Here is a 22112-nt window from a genome sequence, read left to right on the forward strand (position 1 = left end):
GCCGTCGCCGCTCGCCCCGACCGAATCGATCGGGAAAAACGCCTGTAGTCAGGTGATCGACCAGGAGATGAGGCGTTACCGCGACGGGTGGAATCAAGGCCGCAAGCTCAGTCACCATGTCGCTTCCTACTCCGGTATGGGGCATCTGCTGATCGTCGCCGCCGAGAAGGGCAAGCATCTGGCGGCACTCACCGAGCTGGCCCTGGACAGCGATTATTACCGTGACATGTTGTGGCGCAACGGGACCCACATCCGGTATCTGGAAGTGACCGTGCACCCGGACGGCACGACGGCTATCCGGTCGATCACCCGGGACGAGGCGGAGGGCCCGTATCGCCGGCCGACCTCGGACGAGGCCGTCGCCATGCTCAGAACGCAGTACCTGACGCTGAGCTGGACAGCACTGCAGAACGATGAGCCGCTGCCGCTCGAGTGGAAGAAGTGGCTGGGTCTGCTCGGTCCGGACGCGTTCTACACCCGAGCGGACGAGGTGAAGCGCAAGCAGAGCAGTGAGACGGAGTTCAACGAGAAGAAAGAGCGGCAGGAGGCGCTTCGCCAGGATCGGTGGGCGCTCAACCATCAGAACGCATCCTACGAGTCCGACCTGCCCTATTGGGACCAGGTCGTCGCGGGCGGGCTACGCGCCGATGTCCTCGAAATCGGGTACCGGATGGCACACGACAACCCCGAGCTGCGGCGGCCCGACCATCCCGCGGGCGTGCTCTACAGCATGGCGATTCGAGAACAGCCGTTGCCGTCGTGGTGGAACCGCTCGATCCCGCCGGAGGGGGTGGACGAGGGCGCAGGCCACGGAGCTCTGGGATATCTGGTCCCCGGCCTGGGTGCGGTGATCAAGATGGAGTTCGACACCGACCAGGAGTTGTTCCGGGTGGCGCGTCATCAGCCGTGGTCGCCACGGGGTGCCGCGGTGTCCAGCGCGGTGGCGCCGTGGTTCTCGGGCATGTACGACCCGAGCCCGGAGCATTTGGCGTACAGGATCGGGAAGGCACTGAAGAAGCCGCGAAAACGTGATCTGTCCTATGAGGGGTTCGGCGACATCGGTGCCGCGGAGGCGGCCGCGCGTCTGGTCGGCGTACCCATCACGTTCGACTATGCCGCGCTGGAGGAACGTCGCGACGTCACCGACCAGGAGTACGGGGAGCTGGTCGAGTGGTCGAACAGCGAATTCTCCGGTGTCGAGCGAGGCATCGAAAGTCTGCGGACATTACTGGGACGAGCCGCGATCGAGCTGGACGCGCACCGTTCCGGCGTGGCCTTCCCGGTCGCGGAAATGGTTCACACCGGACGGCAGCTCAACGCCATTGTGTGGCGGACGACCCATGAACTGTGGCATCAGTACGCGACCGGTTCGGATCCCCAGGACCCGCGGAAGCGGCCGCTGTTGGAGCTCGTGCCGGAGCTGCCCGCGGCGGCGAACTCCGTCCTGGAGCTCCTCGAAGCGCTGTCGGCGTATGTACCGGGAGCGAACCCGCCTGAGTGGCCGGAAAGCGAGCGACAGAGTTTCGTCACCGATCTCCAGCAGGTCGCCGAGCCGGTGGCCGAGATCTTTGCCCTGCCTGATCCCGTCGAGGTGGACCTCGCGTGGCGGGACCGCGCGCGTCCATGGGGGGAGGCGTTGTTCACGACGTTCGGCGGGCAGGGCGTCACGGGTCGGACCTGGGCGCGGGATGCGGATGCACAGTTTGTCGCCTACTGGAAACGCTCCACCGGGACCGATGAGATCGGCACGCTGCGTATGGAAGCGCGAGACTGCTTGGCGCGGGCGAGCAGCACAATCGGCCACCTGTCCCGAAACGGGACTCCGTCGCCGACGGATCCCAGATGGGCAATGCTGGCCGATGCCGTCACCGAACAGCCACCCTCCACGTGGAAAAAGGTGGTCGAAGACCTGCGCTTCTCCGATACCGCCGACGCCGCACTGGTTTTGATCCAAGGGGCGAGTCGCCGCCATGCGATCCAACTCACCCGCGTCGACCGTGCTTCCGCGGGCGCCGTGATCGTCGTGTCCGACAGTCGAGTGCACGGCGTCTACGAGTTGGGTGCCTGGGAAGACTTGAAACTGGAGGACGGCGCACATCGGCGCGCACCCGCGCGCGCCGTGCTGTTCGATCTGAACGCCGAAGATCCGATGGCTCCACACTTCGACGGGCTCACTCCATCGGATTCGCCGGGTGAGGCCAATCCTGTCGAAGGCCCGCTGACCGACGATCCGGGCGACCCACCGGACGATGCGCAGGCCGGCGATCCGCCGAGTGCGGCACCGGACGCCCCCGGCCACGGACCGGCCCAGGGCTCCACCGGGCCACGCGAGGAGCTCGATCCGGCACGCCCCGGGGTGAATGTTCACGAGTCTCCGGAAATTGCATCGATCGGGCAGGCCGGTGCGTTCCGCCGGCCCGGACGGATGCTGCCCGCGTTCGGATTCGACGACGGCGCCCCCCACAAGCCGGCGCGGACGGTGCCGTTGGCCGGTGCGAGGTTTGTCGCCGATATCGCCCGTCGGCGGATGCATGACGAGCGTGCGGAGCTGTTCGCCACGAACCAGACGGTGGAGGCGCAAGGCCGACCTCGGGAGATCGACTCTGTCGAACAATTCTTCGAAGAGTTGGCCGCCGCGAGCCGGGAACATACCGCCGCGTTGCTGTGGTTCGGGTACTGGGACACACAGACCATGGACCTGAGCGGGTGGCGGGACCGCGATACCGCGGACAACGACCCATTCGCTCTTTCCCACCGGCGGCCCGATCCCGCGACCCAGGCGCAGCAGCGGGAATCGGCCCGGCGGTACCGGGAGGCGCGGGACCGATTGGCCGATGCCGACCGCGAGCTGACGCGTCTGCTGGAGGCAGGAGGAATCGACCCGCGGCAGAGCGATCTCGGCTGGCACGCGGACCTGGTCGGGGCACTGGAAACCTTGGCGGACCTGGTCGGTCCGGAATGGGTGCACAGACCCGACCGCCCGGACCTGGGCGCCGCCCCCGACGACCTGGCCGGCAGTGTGGGTGCACCGGTGCTGCGTTACCCGGGGCAAGCGTATCTGGCGTGGGAGTTGCGTCACCTCGGCCCGGGCGCGAGCGCACTGGTGTCGGAATCGTGGCGCGGGGGTGCGCAACGGTTTGTGTTGTCCAATATCGACGGCACGATCATGGAGATCGAAGGCAGCACGGGCAGGCTGCGACAATTCGATCCGGAAGACGATTCCCGGTCGAAGGTGGAGGCTGTCTTCTTCGGGCCGGACAAACGTCCGGCGCATCCGATCGACGGGCAGGCGGAACGGGTCCCGCAATTCGATGCGGACGCAGCGCGGCAGCGCGGCGAGGAGTTCGCTCGGCTCTTCACCACTGCCGCCGCGCTGCGGCAGGAGGGACTGCCCGGCCTGGCCGCGCGTCGGTCGGCGGTGGTACTGGAGCAGTTCGCCGTCACCGCCGAATACCGGAAAGTGGCAGCAAAACTCGGTTTGGAGCCGGAAACGCTGAGCCGGCAGCAGCTGGACCGGATGGCACAGACCCCGCTGCCGCCCCCGGAAGAGCCGGATAGGTTCTACCTGCCGCGGCCGCCGGCTCGCGCCGAGGGGCTACCGGAGTTGTGCCGACTCGCCGTTGACCTCGACCGGCTCGGCGGTCAGGTGCGGGAACTGGATGAGCAGATCGCGACCGGGTTCGCGGGATCGCCACAGTCCGACCGCGGCCACACCGACCCGGCCCGGTACCGCGGCCCGGCCGTGGTGGCGCTCGCCACCGCACTGACCGGCAATGCGGATATCCGTCCGCTCGAGATGGACAGTGGCGAACAGCCCAGCCCAGATTTCGCGGTCGCGGCCGCGCTCGGTTCCTTCCCGCGCACATTCACCGGCGGTACCGAGCAGATAACCCGGGTACTGAAGGCGTCTGGTGACGGTGCGGTGGTCGTGCTGTCCGGCGCCGAGCGCGAGCTGGGTGCCCTGGTCAATTTCCGTGGCCGGATAGTGGCAGTTGATTGCAACGGCGTCGTGCTGAAAGAGATATTGCCTGCTATACCAGGCGATACCTCGGACGTAGCAGGTTTCGTCTTCACCGGGGCCGAAACCCCGCTGCACCCGATGGACGTGGACGTTCGTGCGCAGCTGGCGGACCTGACCACCGACTATGCCGCGGCACTGCGGGCGAACGATTCAACCTCGGTGGAGCGGGTCCGCCGCATCGCGAGCGCGTTGTGTTACGGCCCTGACCGCGTCGAGCCCGTGCAGTATTCCACCGGCTATCACCGGACCGACCACTCGCCGTTCGGGAACCTCGATATCACTGTGCTGCCGGAAGCGCTGGGGCGGCTGTCGGAACTGCTGCGAATCGTCGAGGTCGATGGGTTCCGCAAAGTCTCCTTGGACGTCGACGGTATGCCCTGGGGGCGGATCGACGAGGTGCGTGAGCAGTTGCGGGCACTCGATCCGGCCCTGGCGCGGGTCGGCTGGAGTGGCTGGCGCCGATCCGAGCTCGACGAGCTCGACCGGGCTGCGGGCGAGGCCGTACTGGTCCACGCCGATCTCGAAGTCGTGCGACGGACTGTGCGATGGACCGCCCAGGGCTGGGCGGAAGTCGACGACAGGGCGGGCGCCGTGACCGGTGATGTCGAGGCGGGCGATGACCCGGACCCGATCGGCAGGCTGGAGCGCGAACGCGATGAACTGATGAAACGACACGAGCTGACGCGCGCGGGATCACGGACGGGCCCGGAGAGCGGCACCGATTCGCGGCAGCTGCTCGAACAGCTCACGCGTCGAGCAGAATTGATCGACGGACGCCTGGACAGGCTGATCGTCGCCGTGGGGACCGACGCGGCACACCTGGACCAAGTGACATTGCCAGAGGGCGCCGCACAGAAACGTTTCGAACTCCGGCGTCATCAGGCCGAGCTGGCGCGGCTGGCGGAGGTGCTGCGGCAACTGCGGACGCTACGGCACGAACCGGAGCCGGAACCGGTCGAACCGCCGCGGCCGCTGGGCGCTGACGGGCCGTCCGTCCTGGACTTCGGGCTCATGGAGAAGCGGATCTCGCTGTTGCGCACGCAGGCCCGCGAGCTGGCCGAAGAAGGGATGGACTACTACCGGCTGCGCCCGGATTCGGTGGAGCTGCGGGATGCGCGCCGGGAAGTGAATGAGCATTGGCGTGCCCTGGCCACGGGGTCAGAGCTGGATCCGGCGCAGTTGGCGGACGTGCCACTGTCCGTCCTCGACGACCCCGCGGGGCTCTCGGCCGACGACCCGAGGAAGCCGCTGGTCGACCGGTTGGGTCCCGCGGACCGGGAGCGCGCGGTGTCGATCCGGAAGCGGGCGGCCGCGATCGTCCGGCTCACCGCGGCGGTTACCGAAATCGATGACGCGTTACGGGTTCTCGATGACGAGGCGACCCGCCGTCACCAGCAGCACCGGTATCGCAGGCATGAACAGGGAACCTGGCTCACTGAACACGCCAAGCTCGTGCCCGGCCGGTCCGGCGAAAAGTCCACGCTGCTGATCGTGGCCACCGCCGGCCGGCACGAGCGGGCGCGACGTGAACTGATCGCCGAGCATCCGGAATTCCGCGGCGCCTTGGCGCGTTCGTCGCCCTACAAGGTCGGATACATCACTCTCCGTCCGCGCTCGAACGGAGAGGTCGACTTCGAGTTCGAAAGCCGGGAGTATCGGCCGCGCAACGCCGAGATAGGCGCTCGGTTGTTGATGGCGTATCCACAGGCTCTATCCGCGAGCCGGTCGAGTGGGCCGGTCGGTTTCGACACCTGGATGGAGTCGCTCGGCGGGTTCGACTCATCGACCGAGATCGAGCATCTGGAAGCGCGGATCGATATCACCGAGGACGTGGACGAGACCAGCGCGCGCGCCGTCGTGATCCGGATGCTCACCGAAGAGCACCATCCCCGGCCTCGATGGTGGGACAAGCCGCCGAATATCGGGGGCGCTACCACCTCGCACGAGATCGAAGTCGCGGGCGTCGTGATAGCGGTCCAGATGCGGGAGAATTACGAGGCCAACTGGCTGAACCGGTTCGAACTGGCCCATACCCACGGCGACGCGGATACCGGTAACGCGGTGTCGTGGCTGTTCCCCGGAGGTCTGCGGGCCCGTTCGAAGGAGGCGCTGGCCAAGAAGGTCGCCCGAGCACTGACGGGCGGTCGGATCGACCCGGCCGATGCTCCTACGGGGCCGGGCACGCAGTCACGCGGGGCTGTGGGCGGAGGATCGGTGAATCCGCTACCACCCGGGATCGAACTGTTCTACCGGATCGACCCGAATCCGCTCGATCCTCACTTCCCTTACCGCCGGGGTGCGAGAGGGCGTGTCGGGCCGTCGCACCTGCAGTTCCACCACCATGATTCGGGTCGGCTGTGGGATGACCCCGCAGCGCAGTCGGCAGGGTCTACCGGGGTGCCGGCGGTGGAAACGGCCTCGTCGCCCACGCGGCCGTCGAGTAACGCGAACCGGGATTCGGCAGCGGACCCGGTGGTGGTGGTCGCGCTCGATCCGAGCCGCCCGCTCACCGAGCGCATCGCCGAAGCCCGAGACGGGGTTCGCGGTGTGCTCGAGGGCTGGCCCGTCGCCGGCCACCCGGGCGCCGCGGAAAACATGGTCGAGGCGATGCTGCGTACGGCCCAGGGGCCCGCGGTCGTCGAGTCGACGCAGGGCGGCGTCGGTGACCAGCGCTGGATCTCGATCGCGGTGGTGGACGAGAGCCGGGTCCTGCCTGCTCGGTACGAGCCCGGCGAAACCGGCCGGGTCACCGCCACCGATGCGGGCCGGATTGTCGAACTGTGGGACGATACCCCGCTGTCGAAGGGCGATTTCGAGCTGCTGAAGAGTGGCCGGCGCACCAGGCGGACCACTTTCTTCGCCGCCGAACAGCCCGGCGATCCTCCGCCGTCGGCGGACCGGCCCGAGTTCGAGTTCCCCTTCGCTCCGGGTGATATCGAGGCCACCGACGGCGTCGATACGGTCCGTAATGCCACGCGCGTACTGTTGACCGGCGCCGGATGGGATCCGGATCAGATCGCCGATCTCTTGTGGCCGGTGTCGGAGGTGGTCACCAACGCAGGTCTGCACACTGACGGAGAGGTCGTCGTCCGCGGCTACCTCGCGGAGGACCAGTTCGTACTGTCGGTGGAAGATCGATCACGCGGGCTGCCCACGTGGCGGCTGGAAAGCAACGTGGACCCCGAAGAGGACGCGCCGCGTACAGCGGTCGACCCGGCCGGGGTAGATCGCTGGCTGGCGACTTTCCAGGGGCAGGGTTCGGTTGAGAACGACGATTCGATGCGCCACCGCGAGACCGGGGAGCATGGCCGCGGTGCGGTCATAATCGCCGAATATGTGACCGCTCTGCGCATCGCGTTCGCCCGCGACGCAGCGCCGGGCAAAACCGTCTCCATCATGGTCCAGCGTGAGACTTCCGAGGCTGTGCCGGTGCCCGTCCAGCGCTCCGGAGGGGAGCCGCACGACCCGGATCCGACGAGTAATAGCAGTGCGGTACCGGCGGCGGAGCGGCGAGCGCGGCTCGAGCGTGACCGTGAACAGGCGCGGCAATTCCGTGATGAATTCGCCGAGGCCCGAGGAGTGCGCCCCGCCGAGCTGGAGACCGATCCCGCTCGGCCTGAGCTCCGTGTGCTGCGGCTGGAGGAATTGCGGCAAGAGCGAAACGCGGCGCGCGAACTTCTGGCGGGCCCGGCGAGGGATCCGGAGAGTCTTGACGCGGATCAGCTGGATGCTCTGGCCTTCGGGGCGGATTCCGATACGGCCGATCTCGCCGCCGATGTCCTGGAGCTCGACACGCTGGTGCGCTACGCCGACGAGGTCAACCGGTTGAATGCCGAGCTCGGGAAGATCGACGTGCCGGCTCCGGTCCTGGAGGGCCGGATCGTGACCGATCAGGCGGCGGATGTCGTCCCGGTGGTGGCGCAGGATACGAACCAGGGTGGCACGCTCGCCGACCGGATGCCCGACAGCGAGTTCGATGCCCTCCCGGTCGAACGCAAGCACGAAGTCGCTCTCGCCGAATTGGCCGGTTCGGCAGTGATGTTCGAAACCCGTGAGGAGGCTGTCGACTTCGCTCGGCAGTATTGGAGCGAGCCTTTCCCGGAACCGGTACGTAGATCCCTGGCCTGGATCAAGGGCGAAGTCTCGGCGAGCCCGCTGGGGTATGTGGCGGCCGATGCCTACCTGACGGGCGCCGAAGAGCCGGGAGACGCGCCGACCGAAGTGGCAGAGCATGTTCGCCGGGCCGATGAGACGATGCACCACCACCGCTCCGATCGTGCTTTCTTCGTGACGATCCCGTACTTGGCGGACGGCAGCGACAGAACGGGAACGATCTTCAACCCGGGCTACTCGACCGCCGATATCGGCCATATACCTTCGCATCGGTTCGATTTCGTCGACCTGGGTGTCTTCCTGTCGCCCCCCCGAACCCGGATGTTGTGGGTCGAATCGGTCACCGGAATCCCCGAGCTCGCGCTCGGCCGGGCATTCGGCCGCGTGGTCACTCGTACCTTCACCGACGAAGACGGAGACCAGACCTTCGAGTACGGCTACCTACTCCCACAGACAGCGGAGATCGAACGGCCGGAGGGACTGCCGGCCCCGGGCTCGCGGCCCCGATTGGACGGCGGCCATGAGGCAGGACGCGGACAGGACGTAGCTACGCGCTCCGATGGTGTAATTCTCGGATCGGTGGATCACGGAACGGCGACAGCGCAGCAGCAGAGCGCGCACGACGGCGGAACATTCGATGACGAGGTGATGGCCGCGTTGTCCTCGCTTTCCCGTGACGGTGATCCCGTGCAGGTAATCGACGTCGCCAGCGGAAACAACAATATAAATATCACGATCCGCCGTTCGACCGGATTGCAAGTCGCGCGTTTCCCGATTCCGGGTGCCGATGTGATGGATCTGCGAATCATGCCCGAGCCGGGGCTGGTTCGCTGGGTGGCACCGTTTGTGTCCGTACCGCGGCTGCTGTCGGAACATCGGGAGCCCGACTTCGCTGTGTACGAACATATTCCCGGCGATGTTCTCGACAATATCGCTCCTCGAGGGCACCCGGTGCCGACTCACGTTCCCGGCGATATCGCCGAATTCTTCGCCGGTCTGCGTCGTGTGCCCCAACCGCCCTGGCTTCCATTCGAATGGTCCGACGATCCAGCGGAACTGGCCCGGCGGCTGAGCGATATCACGTGGCGGGCGTACACCAGGAACGCGGAACAGTTCAAATACATGTACCGGCAACTGGGAGTTTCCGCCGAGTGGTTGCGGGCGGTCGTCGAGAATCTGACCGCTATGGAGTACCGCCCCCCTCGAATACTTCACGCCGATGTCCATCGGAAAAACTTGATCATCCCCGACCGGAATGCGAACGGAGAACTAATTCTCCCCGAGAACCGGTCGACCGTGGTGATCGATTGGGAACTAGCGCTTTACGGTGATCCGGTCTACGACGTCGCGCTGCATTTGCACAAGATGGGCTATCTAGCCGGCGAGCAAGCAGATTTCTTGGCTCGCTGGACCGCTGCCGAACCGGAGGCCAAGGCCGGAAACTGGCGTACGGATCTGAGAATCTACCGCAACCACGAGCGGGCAAAATCCTTGGTCGTCGAATCCGTCCGATACGCGAAGCAAATTGCTTCCGGCGATCTCTCTCCCGAACAGGAAAGAGTGCTTATAGACAAGCTCGTCGACAAGGTGCGTGATGCTGAACAGTATATTTCGCGCAACGAAACGGAGGTCGACCCGAATCTGATCGAACACGCGCTTCGAGCCGGACCGGGTCTTACCCGCGGCGGTGTACCGCACCGGGCGGCGTCGGCGTCGGCGTCGCGAGGTGAGAACCACACACCCGCGACCGAATCCGGGGTGACTCCGCCTGCGTCTGCTGCTCGCCCGGAAGAGGATCAGGCCCCGCCCGTCACCGGCGACGGCACTACCCCGCGCCGAGATTCCGGTCCCGCGCCGGACGGGAACCACCCGGAGATGTTTTACGCCTTCGGTCCGGGCATGCCCAGAACTGTCCAGGCATTCACCGCAGGCGGGGTCGTCGCAGGACTACCGGGCACCGAGGGTTGGAACGCGCGAGACGCGTTTGCCCGGGCTATGTTCGATCTTCCGGCGCGGACTCCGAGAAGATCTCGGCAGCCGGACGCTTTCCGCGCCCGACCCATCGATGTAATGGCCTCGGCGGCCGACAACCACCCCGCTCCGATCGTGCCGACGGCGGGTGACGGGGCTGCCCCGTACCGGAATGAACTACGGACCCGGGGCGGTCGCGCGTCGTGGAACCCGATGCGCCCGGATTCGTTCGACGGTGGTGCCGCTCGAGCAGCGCAGGCTTTCGGGACGCAGGGACCGGCGCAAGACGCCATCGACGCCCCGGCCCCGCAGGGGGAACGTGCCGTTCGCGATCGGAATGCCCCCGCCCCGGGGCCGACCCGGCCGGCGGCAGATGAGAACGGAACGGCGCAACCGGTCGCCGCACGTGACCCTGGGACCGAGCCGGCGCGTGTGCGCGACGACGGATATCCCTCGGCCGATACCGCAGTGCGCCGGGCTCCGGAATGGTCCCGGTCGGCTCCGGGCCGCATGGTCGATCTCGAGGAGGCCCTTGATCAGCCTCGGCGTAACCTCCACGATCCGCTGGCCCGGGTCCTCTACACGGGCCGGAACGTTCCGGATCAGGCACAGGCACTCCACCACGGCGACGATCCTCGACACGATGAGCAGGGCGGTTCTCGTGGCCACGACGGACGCAAAAAAGCGGGCAGGAACCGGATACCGGGGGCCCTTCCGAGGCCGGGCTTCCTATCCCGTGCTGCTGGGAAGTCCGAGCGCCCGCCGCGAGGAGGCGAGGCAGTGGCGTCGCCCCGCGGTGACGAGGCAGCGCCGGTATCCGAAGCCGGAGCGGCCGGGCAGCCGCGGCCGTCCGAGCCGCAAATCGTGTCCACCCGGGAGTTGTTCAGCTCCAACAAGCCTTACCGGCGTTTGTTCATTTCGAACGGCGTCACCGGGCTCGGTGACAGCATCCAGCAGTCCGCGCTGCCATTGCTGATTCTCCAGGAGACCGGTTCGCCGATGGCCGCCGGTGCCACCACCTTCGCGACCTTCCTCCCGAGAATTCTCTTCGAAGTCCCCGCGGGCTACCTCGCCGATTTCACCGACCGGCTGAAGATGATGCAGTGGGCGCAGGCCGTCGGTGCGGGCGGCGCGTTCCTCGCTATGGGCGGTGTCATCTCCGGCGCAGTGGATCTGGCCCCGCTGCTCACGGCGACGACTTTGGTCGAGGGCACCGCCACGGTCTTCTATCTGCGCGCGCTCGGCGGTTCCGTGCTGGATCTCGTCACGCCCGAGCAGCGCCCCCGGGCGAACCGGATGTCCTCGGTGGAGGGGTACTTGGCCGGGACCGGTGGACGGGCGTTGGGTCCGGGGCTGTTGAGCATCGACAAATCGGTGCCCGTGGGCGCGAACCTGTTGTCCTACCTGTTGAATATCGGGGCCCTCACCGGAATGCGGGAGCACTTCCCCGTGCACACGCCGAAGAAGCACAAGCCGAGTGAGGTCGCCCGCGAACTCAAAGCCGGCGGGCAGGCGGTGTGGCGGGATTCCTTCCTCCGCCCGTATACAGGCACGATCGTGTTCACCAACGCGGCCGTCGCGGCACTCAATCTGCGGGCCGCCACGGTCGTCGACGCGGCGGAGCTGCCCGGCTGGGCTGCCGGGCCGGTGCTCGCCGCGGGCGCAGTGGGCGCGGTGGCCGGCGGGCTCCTACCGTCCCGGCTGATCGACAAGACCAAGGTGGACAACCTGTTCCTGGCCGGCCTCGCCGGATTCACCACAGCCGCCGGGATACAGGCAGCCACCACCAACCCGTTCGTGGTGGCCGTCGGTACCTTTGGTTTCGGCATGGTCGGTGTGGCGATGAACGCCAGGGTGGTCGGTCATCAGCAGGAGTTCCTCCCGCGGGAATTGTATGGCCGCGCGGTCAGCGTGGGTAACGCGCTCACCGGCGCCGGTTCCGCCGGTGGTGCGCTGATCGGCGGTGCGGTGCTGGACGCGCACGGCATCGATATCGCCGGCTGGATGCCCGCCGCCGTGGTGGGCGCGGCCGCCGGCGGTATGGCGGTGCGTGCCCTGGTCAAACGCTGGCGCACCATGTTCGGATTCGGCTGGCTACGAGCGCTTGCCCGCGACGCCCTGGTGATCGAGCCGCCGTCGACCACGACCGACCAGGTCGTGCCCACCACCCGTCCCGCCGTCGCCTGGCCCGCGCCCGACCGCGTCGGTGAGGTACTCTTCCGCACGGTCCGTCTCGGCCGGGTGACCGGTAGCGATGATCTGGTCCTGCGCGCCGGCCGCGCCGAAAGCGAGCTGCTCGGACGAATCGGCACAGAGACCGCGGTCCCGTTGCCGCTGCGCAGCGTCCAGCACACGATGTGGGCGTCCACCGATGGTCTCGCGTACCGGCTCTACTGGGGTGGCGGCCGGTACTCTCCGCTCGCCGGCAGTTCTCCCACGGAAAAGAACAGCGCGCGGCGATCCGAGGATGCCGACGCTGCCATCGAGGCGGGCCCGCGGGCGGGTACCGCATCCGGCCCGGTGGCAGATCCTGTTCGTGAGTGGAGAGAGCGGACCGATGCCGACGGCCCGAACGACGGCGACCGGGTGCTGGCCGTGGGCCGGATCGTGCCCGAACTCGGCGAGGAAGTCTGCGACCTGGTAGCGAAATCGGCTACCCTCACCACCCGTATCACCGGCCTGCGTGCGGCCGGGTGGACGTTCGAATACGCCACGGCCGGAGCGGGCAGCTACGCGGACCGCGATGAGCGGAAGATCACCGTGGACGGAAAGTACCGGAACGCGTACTTCGCCGAGAAGACGACCGCCACGATCGCCGAAGAGGTAGCCCTGGCGACCGCCGCCAGTCCGTTCCGGGACGCGGGATACCAGGGTGGTCCCGTGGAGGACTGGGTCGGGGGGCTCGTCGTCGAGCGTTTGCGGGCCGAGTGCGAGGCGAAACTGTTCGCTGTGGAATGCATGTGGGAAGTCGAGCGCAGCGGCGGTCCCTACATTCCGGCCGGCGGTAATTACTTCTCTAGGTACGAGGCGATCTACGAGGAGTACGCGGCGGGCAGCATCACCCGAGACGAGGCGCGCAACAAAGTCGCCCTCATGCGTGACTGGACTGATATCGGGCAGGGGACGACACAGTCCTACGAGGACTACTGGCGGACCCATTACACACAGAGCCACCCCGAGACAGCTCCGTCGCCGGCGCAGTTGATCGAGATCGCCCGGCAGATTCTCGTCGAGAACAACAAGGCGTTCGAGCACGGCGCACGGCGAGCCGATACTCCTACGGGCGAGCTATCGGAAAACGAGGGCTCTTCCGTGGGAGGTCTGTTCGCTCCCGACGGTGGGTCCCGGCATGCGTCTACAGCCCCTACCGGATCTGGTGTGGGAAATGGGCCGGTCGAACCGCTGCCTCCTGGCATAGAACTGTTCCACCACGTCGACTCGAACCCGCTCGACCCGCACTTCCGCTACCGGCGTGGAGGCCGCCGTATCCAACCGCCGCACCGACAGTTCCACCATCACGGTGAGCGGGCGGACGAAAGCCAATTGTGGGACGCCCCCCGGCAGCAGGCCACCGGCACGGCGCAGAGTCGACCTCCGGCGAGCGGAAGCGCTGATTCGAGGGGCGACGGCCCGAAGGACGACAAGCACCCGCCGGAAGCGGCGAACGGGCCGCAGTCCGGAGTCGAGGCCGGGGTCGGCGCGAGCGATGCTGCGGGCAGCGGAGGAATCGCCGACCGCCGTCGGCCCCCGCCGGAGCCGCATTCTGCCGGCCCGGCTCCCGCGCCGCCCCTGGGTACCGAAACCGATCGGGGCGCCCCGACGCCGGAGCGCCGTCCGAAATTGACCGGCAACGAAAACGGGGGCGATCCGTATATATGGCTGGAGGAAGTCGAAGGCGCGCGCCAATCGGCCTGGGTCCGCGAGCACAGCGACCGAACGGTCGCCGAGTTTGCGTCCGGTCGTGACTTCGCCGAATTGGAGCAAAGAATCCTCGATGTGGTGAGCGAGGGCAATGTCAATTCCAGGCCGGACCGTGGTGGTCAGGATTTCTGGCCGGAACGCCGCGGTGATCGGATCTACAAGTTCCATGCCGATGCCGATTTTCCGAAGGGGCAGTGGCGACGTACCCGTTTCGCGGACTACATAGGCGGTGCCGCGACTTGGGAGGTGCTGCTCGATGTGGCCACGCTCGGCCAGGACGAGAACGGAGCACCGGCTACTCCGGGTTCTCCGGGCTACCGTCCCAGTGAAGTGAATTGGGTCTGGGGTCGCTCCAAGGTGCAGGACCTCGATCTTTCCGAGGAGCAGCGCGAGGGGCAGGAGCAGGGGCCGAGTCGAGCATTGATCGCGCTGTCGATCGGCGGTGGCGACAGCCATGAGTTGCACGAGTTCGATCTCGTCACGAAACAATTCGTTCGCCCGGAGGAAGGCGGCTTCCGCCTCCCGAACGCGAAGACCCGGTTCGAATGGTTCGGCCCCGACTGCATCGATGTAGCGACGGATTTCGGCCCGGGGACCATGAGCGGGACCGGGAATCCAATCGTCGTGAAACGCTGGCGGCGAGGCACCGCGCTACACGAAGCGAATACTCTGGTCGAAGGTGCCCCGAGCGATGTGATCCTGAATGCGGCGGACAATATCCCCCGGGGTACGAATCCGCGTCAGGTGCAGCGGTTCGTCGGGTTCTTCGATCGTGAAACCTATGTGGTGCACTCGGATGGAGCGACACAACGGCTCGATGTTCCTGTCGATGCGGTTGTCAAATGGTTCGATAATCAGATGCTGGTGGAACTCACCAGTGACTGGTCTGTCGGTGGCCGCGAGTATCCGGCGGGGTCACTGCTGGCGACTGCTCTGGACGACTTCTTGGCCGGCGGGCGAGAGTTCGAGCCGTTGTTCACCCCCGAGGACACCGCACTGCTCGAATACGGCTGGACAGCCGGACACCTGCTGGTGACCTCGCTGTCCAATGTCCAGACCAAAATCGAGATACTCACCCTCGGCTCGGACGGCCGCTGGACTCGCCGACCGGTGGAGAACCTTCCCGAGAATGCCACTTCCAAGGTGATCGGATTGGACCCGCAGTCCGGTGACGATAATTTTTTGGTGTGGTCCACCGGTTTCACCACACCTCCTGTTGTGCACAGCGGATCGGCCGACGGAGTGCTGCGACCGGTCGAACAGGAGCCGCCGGCTTTCCATGCCTCCGGTATCGTCACCGAACAGTTCTTCGCCGTGTCGGACGACGGGACTCGTGTTCCGTACTTCGTGGTCCGAAAAGAGGGGGCGACCGGTCCTGCGATCATGCGCGTCTACGGCGGGTTCCAGATCTCACAGCTTCCCGCATACGACCCCGTTATGGGCAGGGCGTGGCTCGAGGAAGGGAAGGTCCTCGTGCTGGCCAATATTCGCGGTGGCAACGAGCTCGGCCCGAAATACCACAGCAGTTCCATCAAGGAAAATCGAGTAAAGGTCTATCAAGATGTTGCGGCGGTAGCAGACGACCTTGTGCGGAACGGCATCACCACATACAAACAATTGGGCGCTATCGGAAACAGTAACGGTGGCTTGGTCGTCTCTATGATGCTCGCGCGATATCCAGAGAAGTTCGGCGCTTTGGTGGCCCAGATGCCGCTGGCGGATATGCTGCGATACATTGTGCTGGGCTCAGGCCTGAGTTGGATCTCCGAGTACGGTGACCCCAGAGACCCCGTTGAACTGGCGAGCATCATATCCGCCTATCACGAGATCGTGTTCGGCCCATGGCGTCCACCGATCTTGATCCGGTCCTCTGCCAAGGATCTTCGCACTCACCCCGGCCATGGCCGCAAACTGGCTGCCCGCCTCGAGGAACTGGGTTATGCGGTGTGGTTCTACGAGAGCGAGGAAGGCGGGCACGAATTCGCGGGTGACACCAGGCAGACCGCATTCGAGATGGCGCTTACGATCCGATTCCTCAAAATGATGTTGGACCCCGGGAACTCCGGCGATACATCGCCTTTCCGGCGGTTCGAACCCGGCCGTGACGACGACACCGAGGAGGATGACAACCCGGGCGGCGGTACCGCGCCCCGACCTGATGTCGGACCCCGCACAGACGGCCCCACCGGCGCAGCGAAGGCCGACAGGCCCGATGCCGACCCTCCCCCGCCCGCGAACGAACCCCCGGCCCCGACGGAGTCCTCCACATCCGTCGAGGAGCGACCAGCGCGGGAAGTGCTCGACGCCGGGGTGCAGAAGCAGCGTGGACTGTCCGGTCGGCTCGGGGCGCTGGAACGCGGTGCCCGCACTCGACCGTGGGGGCAACGTACGGGGAACCCGCAGCAGCTCGACCAGGCAGTTGCGCAGCTGTCGTCGCTTCTGGGGATCACGCCGGAGACCCTGGACAGGGAGCACCTGGAACAGGCCCTGTCGTTGGTGCGGCAGGAAACCGATCGCCTCGACGACGCCGGCTGGAGCCGTGTGGCGGCCGGACGGGCACCAGGGCTGTTGCCGGGTGTGCTCGGCCGATTCCTGACCGCTCTCCACGTCATGAAGACAACTGTTTCCGATGAGGCGCGCCGGCAGTTCGAAACGCGTTTGCTGATCGAAGATTTCGAAGATCAGGTAGCCGGTATCCTCGGCCGACCCGACGGCTCCCCGATGTCGTGGCCCGCACCGGAGCAGCAGGCAGGCTTGATGCGGCTGGCGCAGCAGTCGGCGGATCCGACTCTCGGTGGACTGGTCGAGGCGACCGCTTTGTATCGGGATCTCGCGGACGGTCGGCCGGTATCCACGGGAGATCAGCTGCTGCGGCGGCACGGAACCGTCGTCGAAGGCTCCGGCAAGCTGACCGAATCGGCCGGCCGGGCGATGGTGGAGACGGTTCACGACCTGCTGATGCGATTCCCGATCCCGGTGGACGAACTCGTCGTCGCACATCACGACGACGAGAATTCACCGGACCCGGAATCCGTGTCGGCTGTCGCGAACGCGAATGTTTTCGGTTCCGCGATCACCGGGACGCGGCTGATGCTGACAGTACCCGCCCAGCGGGGTGTGTCCGATGACGAGATTCGCCGAGCCGCCGTCGCCGGAATCGGCAAGGCACTGGTCATCGCCGGTCGCTGGCGCGCCGAGCGGCAGGCCCTGCCCGCATTGCGAGAGCACTACCGGAACGAGCACGGTAACCCGGATAGTGCGGAGTTCACGACCTGGTTGCACCGGCAGTTTCCCGAGCCGTGCTTCTACAAGGGTGTGTTCCTGCCGAATCCGGCCCTCGTCCGGTCGTTCGTCGGTGCGCACAACGAAACGGCCGAACAGGGGATCGAATCCGGCGATCAGGCGACCGAGGGGAAGTCGGTTCTCTACGAGCTTCTGGTGAGACTGGCCGAGGAAACGAGCTCGGCCGACGGCAACACCGATCGGGCCCCGGCGAGCGAGCAGGAGCGGGCAGACCGTCGGTCGAAGCTCGAGGCGCTGCACCGGCTGGAAGCGCGAATCGGGCATCCGCTCCGTTTCGAGAGCCTCTTGATGGTCGAGGTCGATCTCGAGACCGTGCTGGAACTCGTCGACGAGGTCGTAGACCATTACGAAGAGATCGGCGGTACCGACCTCGTCGAACTGCGAGTGGCGCCGTACCGAGATCCGGCCTACGCGCTCGTATCCCCCGCGCGGGACGGGTTGGTAATGACACTCGGCGAGCAGTGGGCGATCAACAGGGAGTATCTCGAAATATCGTATCGAATCGCGGTCGACGACGGCTTCCATCCCCCGCTGCGCGGTTCGGCCTGGCGCGCCATCTTCGCCCATGAACTGGCCCATGCGGCACAGCGGTACTCGGCGAGAGCGCAGACACCGGACACCACCGCGCCGGTCGGCATCGAGGGCCTGGGGCGGTACCAGGAGAAAGAGTGGCAGGAGGTAGCCCCTCTGCTGGCCGAACTCTTCACCGGTACCGGCCCTCCCTGCGACGTTTCCCAGGTTCTGAAGCGGTTGCGGACGGTGCTGTGCGGGTACTGCTTCAACGCGGACGGCACGCTGAACTTCGGTGAAACGTTCGCCGAAGCCCGCGCGGCGGTACGGCACAGTCCGCACCCCCATCAAGCCGAGCGGATCATCCATGCACAACAGGTGAAATCGGCGCTCGCGGAGACAGACCGCCGATATCGGCTCGCCGAGCGGAAGCCGACGATCACCCCGAGCCGGCGAGCCGTGGAACCACGGGAGGCCTTGTCCTCGCCGCAGCATGTCGAACGCCGGCGTATCGCCGAATCCCGCGAGAAACTGCGATCGGCACCCTCCGATGCGGTTCGCGCGGCAATCGACGGCGAAGTCGACGAGGGACCGAGCCGGGCTACGCCACGAGACGAGTCCCTAGGCGGACCGGCGAACGGCGGCGCACCGGGGCCTGAAGTGCGGTTCGCCGGTGCCGTCGATTCAGCCGAACTTCTCGACGCGGGCCGACCACGCCGAGTTCGATCACTGACACACATCCCCTCGGACGCTCCGTTCGAGGTTCTGGCGTTCAACACGAATCCCTGGAACGGCCGGGGCTGGGGTTACCCGGAAGATTCGAATCGGCCACGCGATACGAGCGATTCGAGCGGACTCGACCCGACTTCCCGGCCACCGGCTGAGCAGCGGGCACGGTTGTCGTCCGGTTCGGCGGACGCCGACGATGCCGGCGCCACGCGTGAGGATGACCTCGCGGAGCAGTACGAATACCAGGGACCGCCCGCTGGGGATGGGGCGGCGGCATACGTGGAACCGGATACCGGACACTCCGACTCCGTGGCGCCGGGGGCAGGATCACGGCCGGTCGACGCGCGCGTGACACCGCGAGCCGAGGGCCATCCGCTGCCGGGCGGGTCCGAGTACTGGGCGCCGGTGGATGCCGCGATCGATGAACTCATCGCGATCGATCCCGTGGCATTCGCCTATATGAAGAAGGTGAAGAAGCTTCGCAGACCCGAGCCAGGGGAACGCTTCGGCGCCGATTGGGTCAGCGCCCGGGGCGTATGGTTCGAAAGCCTGCGTAAGGCGGCGGCCGAGAGAATCGAAGCGTTGGAGATCCCGGACAGGGACTTCCGCAAGATGAGCCGGCGCCAGTTCGCCACGATCGTCTCCGAGCTTTACTCCGTAATTGTCGACAAGGTACGCGAATCGGATTTCCGGGAGGAATTCACCGAGAAGGACTTTCTCGAGTTGGGTCGGGTTGTCAAACGGGCGCCGATCTACTCGGCATTCGCACTGTTCGCCGTGACCGGATTGGCGGTCGACCAGCTGGTACACAACGGGAAGGTCAGCTGGCGCTCGCTGTTCTTCCGACAGCAGAAGTTGGCGGCCGACGGGACGACCGTCACCGTCTGGAAATTGCGAACGCTGCCGGAGAACGAGCCGCAGCGATCCACCGATCGCGAGGACATCAAGCGGCGGGCTTCGCGCTGGGCGAACATGCTGCGTGCGACATCGATGGACGAGATGCCACAGCTGCTGCTGATCCTGCTCGGTAGAATGCAGTACTTCTCGGGTCGTCCGCTGCTCGACGACGACTACGCCGAAATGCGCAACGTGCTGTCCGGCGAGGAGTACGCATTCTGGGCCGAGCACGTGAAGGACGATCTGTGGTCGGCGCTCCATTTCCCCGGATGCCGGGCCCTGTCGGGTTACGAGTATCTGCGGGCGCGGTACCTGGCCGCCTTCATCTGGTCGCGGATGGGCAGCCGGACGGTCGAGAAGTACATGATGAGGGTGGTCGACCGCTACATGTTCGCCACGTTCCTGCGGGCGGGCACGGAACTGGTATTGGGTACCGGCGTCGATACCGCAGACTGGGTCGCCCGCCTCCTTCCCGCCGGCATCGAAGCGCGGGTGCGCGATATCGCCTCCCCGATTCTCGGGCCGGCGGCGGGCCGCCTGGGGAGGCTGGTGCGCGGCTCTGCCGATCGGGTAGCGGAGTTCGTGTATCCGTCGGCCGGACAGAAACCCCAGGCCGGGGGGAGCGGGCGGCAGCATGCTGCGGAGATCGGCCGGGAACAGCCGGCTCAGGAGGGGGATGCCGCGTATATGCCGCCGGCGGCGGGGTGGTCCGAGCATCCGGATAGCCAGTCCTGGCCACGAGCAGTCCGGTGGGTGGCCAGGTATCACCGTCGCAGTGATATCCAGCTGCGGGTCACCGCCGGTTCGGGCGACGTATCGGTCGGTGCGGTCGCGGAGGGGCTGGGGGGCCGGGCGCAGCAGATCGAGGGGCTGGCGGATGCGGTGGCGCGGTTGCGGGCGCACGGGCAAGCAGCCGACGCCGAGAGCTGGAGGCGGGGTGACCGCATTGCGGCGGTGGTGTTCGGGCCGGTGGATCCAGGGGCGCCCGCGGGTCCGGTTCGTGCCCGGCTGCTGGTTCGCTGGGTGCATCACGGGGAAAGGGTCGAGCTGCGAGATCTGGACGAAGGTCGCTACCTTCCGGATTTCGTCCCGTCGGAGGATGCCGAATGTGCCGGCATGTATGCGGTGTTCCTGGACAATCGCGGGTACCCGGTCGAAGGAGGGGTGCCGGATTCCGTCGGCCGGATAGCGTGGCAGCAAGAAGAGGCCCACGATCCGCCGGTCGGCTGCCTCCCCGGCGCGACCCCCCTGCGCGCCTGGCCCCGAATCGGCGCCGATTCCGGACAGCCACGAGGTGATCTCGCGTCGGAACCCGGTGGGGCGGTCCGTCCCGAGGAACCCGATGACTCGGATGAGGAGTCCGAGTTCTATATCGCCGGCGACGCACCACTGCGCGCACATCCGCTGCTCGCGAATCTGCTGCCCGCGGGCGAGTATCGGATCCGCGGGGGTGATAGCGGTGTCGAGTTGCCGCGTGCGCAGGCGCTGGCGCTGCGGGAGGTCGTGACCCGGTTCGGTGAGGTCTTCGAGGGTGCCGGTAACAGGGTGCATGTACTCGGTGAATTCGCGTTGCGTGAGCCGAAACGCAACTCGACCTCCGCGGCGACCTCCGGCCTGAACTACCGGCTGTGGCCCCAGGAGCACCGAACTGTCCAGGCGATCACCGAAACGGCTATCCGGCTCGGCCGAAATGATCTGTTGCCCATGTTGCCGCAGATCTTGTATGTCGAATCAGCCGAGGACGATACTGTGCTGTTCGAGATCCACCAGAGCATACCGGGTGGTACGGTATCCGCCTTGTCCGGCGACCCCGCTGCCATGGTCGATGAATTGCGTGCCGTTCTGGCCGAGGTCCCGATCACTCGAACTCTGTTCCCCCTGCCGGAACAGTATCCCGAGTCGGGCGACTCGGCGGGCTTCTTCCGTATGCTCGTCGAGCATACGGAAGAGAAGTACCAGGAGCTCCGGCGGAATCCGTTGTACCGGAGGGTGTTCGATCACCTGGAGTTCCCGGCTTCGTTGACGGCCGCTCTCGCGGGCTCGGAATCAATGCTGATAGCTCAGCGATTCCAGCTTCTGCACGGTGACATCACCACCGGAAACGTCATCCGTCGCGACGGCGGCACGGTTGTCCTCATCGATTACGGTCTCGCTCTCTACGGCCCGCCGGACTACGAAGTGGCCGTCGCGCTGCAGCGCAACGCGGGAACCGACCCCGACACGCAACTGATCCCCACGCGACTGCGACCGTATGTGGACTTGCTCCAATTGCAACGAGTCATGGGCGATACGGTCCGCCTGGTGGATCTCCTCGCCTCGGATGCACCCGACTCGGGCCAGGCACGGACACTTGCGGCCTTCGTTCAGCGCGCGCTTCCCACGGCTGCTGTTTCCTGGTACCCGGATGATCCGGCCCGATGGGTAGCGCGCTTCCTCAGCAAACTCTCAGCGCTGATAGACGACAGGTTTGCCCCACCTCTCGGTGGCCCGCTCCCCGGTCGCACTATCGGCTCGGACGATTCCGCCGCCGGACCGGCATGATCGCCGGCGCGATACCTCGGGCGTCGTGGGTGGCGACCCAGGGCAGGACGCCCCGCCGCGATGAGTTGGTACGCGTACACGAGCATGACAAATGGGGAAGGGGTCG

1 protein-coding gene (running past one end of the window) is annotated in these 22112 nt (G+C 66.5%); it reads left to right on the forward strand.

The annotated features are described in order from the left end of the window. Nucleotides 1–22006 carry the 3' portion of an MFS transporter gene (locus ACQPYS_RS03655; protein WP_433491694.1) on the forward strand. 19382 nt of this gene lie to the left of the window's left edge, so 22006 of the gene's 41388 nt are visible here — the last part of the coding sequence; the start codon falls outside the window, past its left edge; the stop codon is at nucleotides 22004–22006. Nucleotides 22007–22112 lie beyond the last annotated feature (106 nt).

Origin of the sequence: Nocardia grenadensis (assembly GCF_050942415.1) — a bacterium.
GTDB classification, from domain to species: Bacteria; Actinomycetota; Actinomycetes; order Mycobacteriales; family Mycobacteriaceae; genus Nocardia; species Nocardia grenadensis.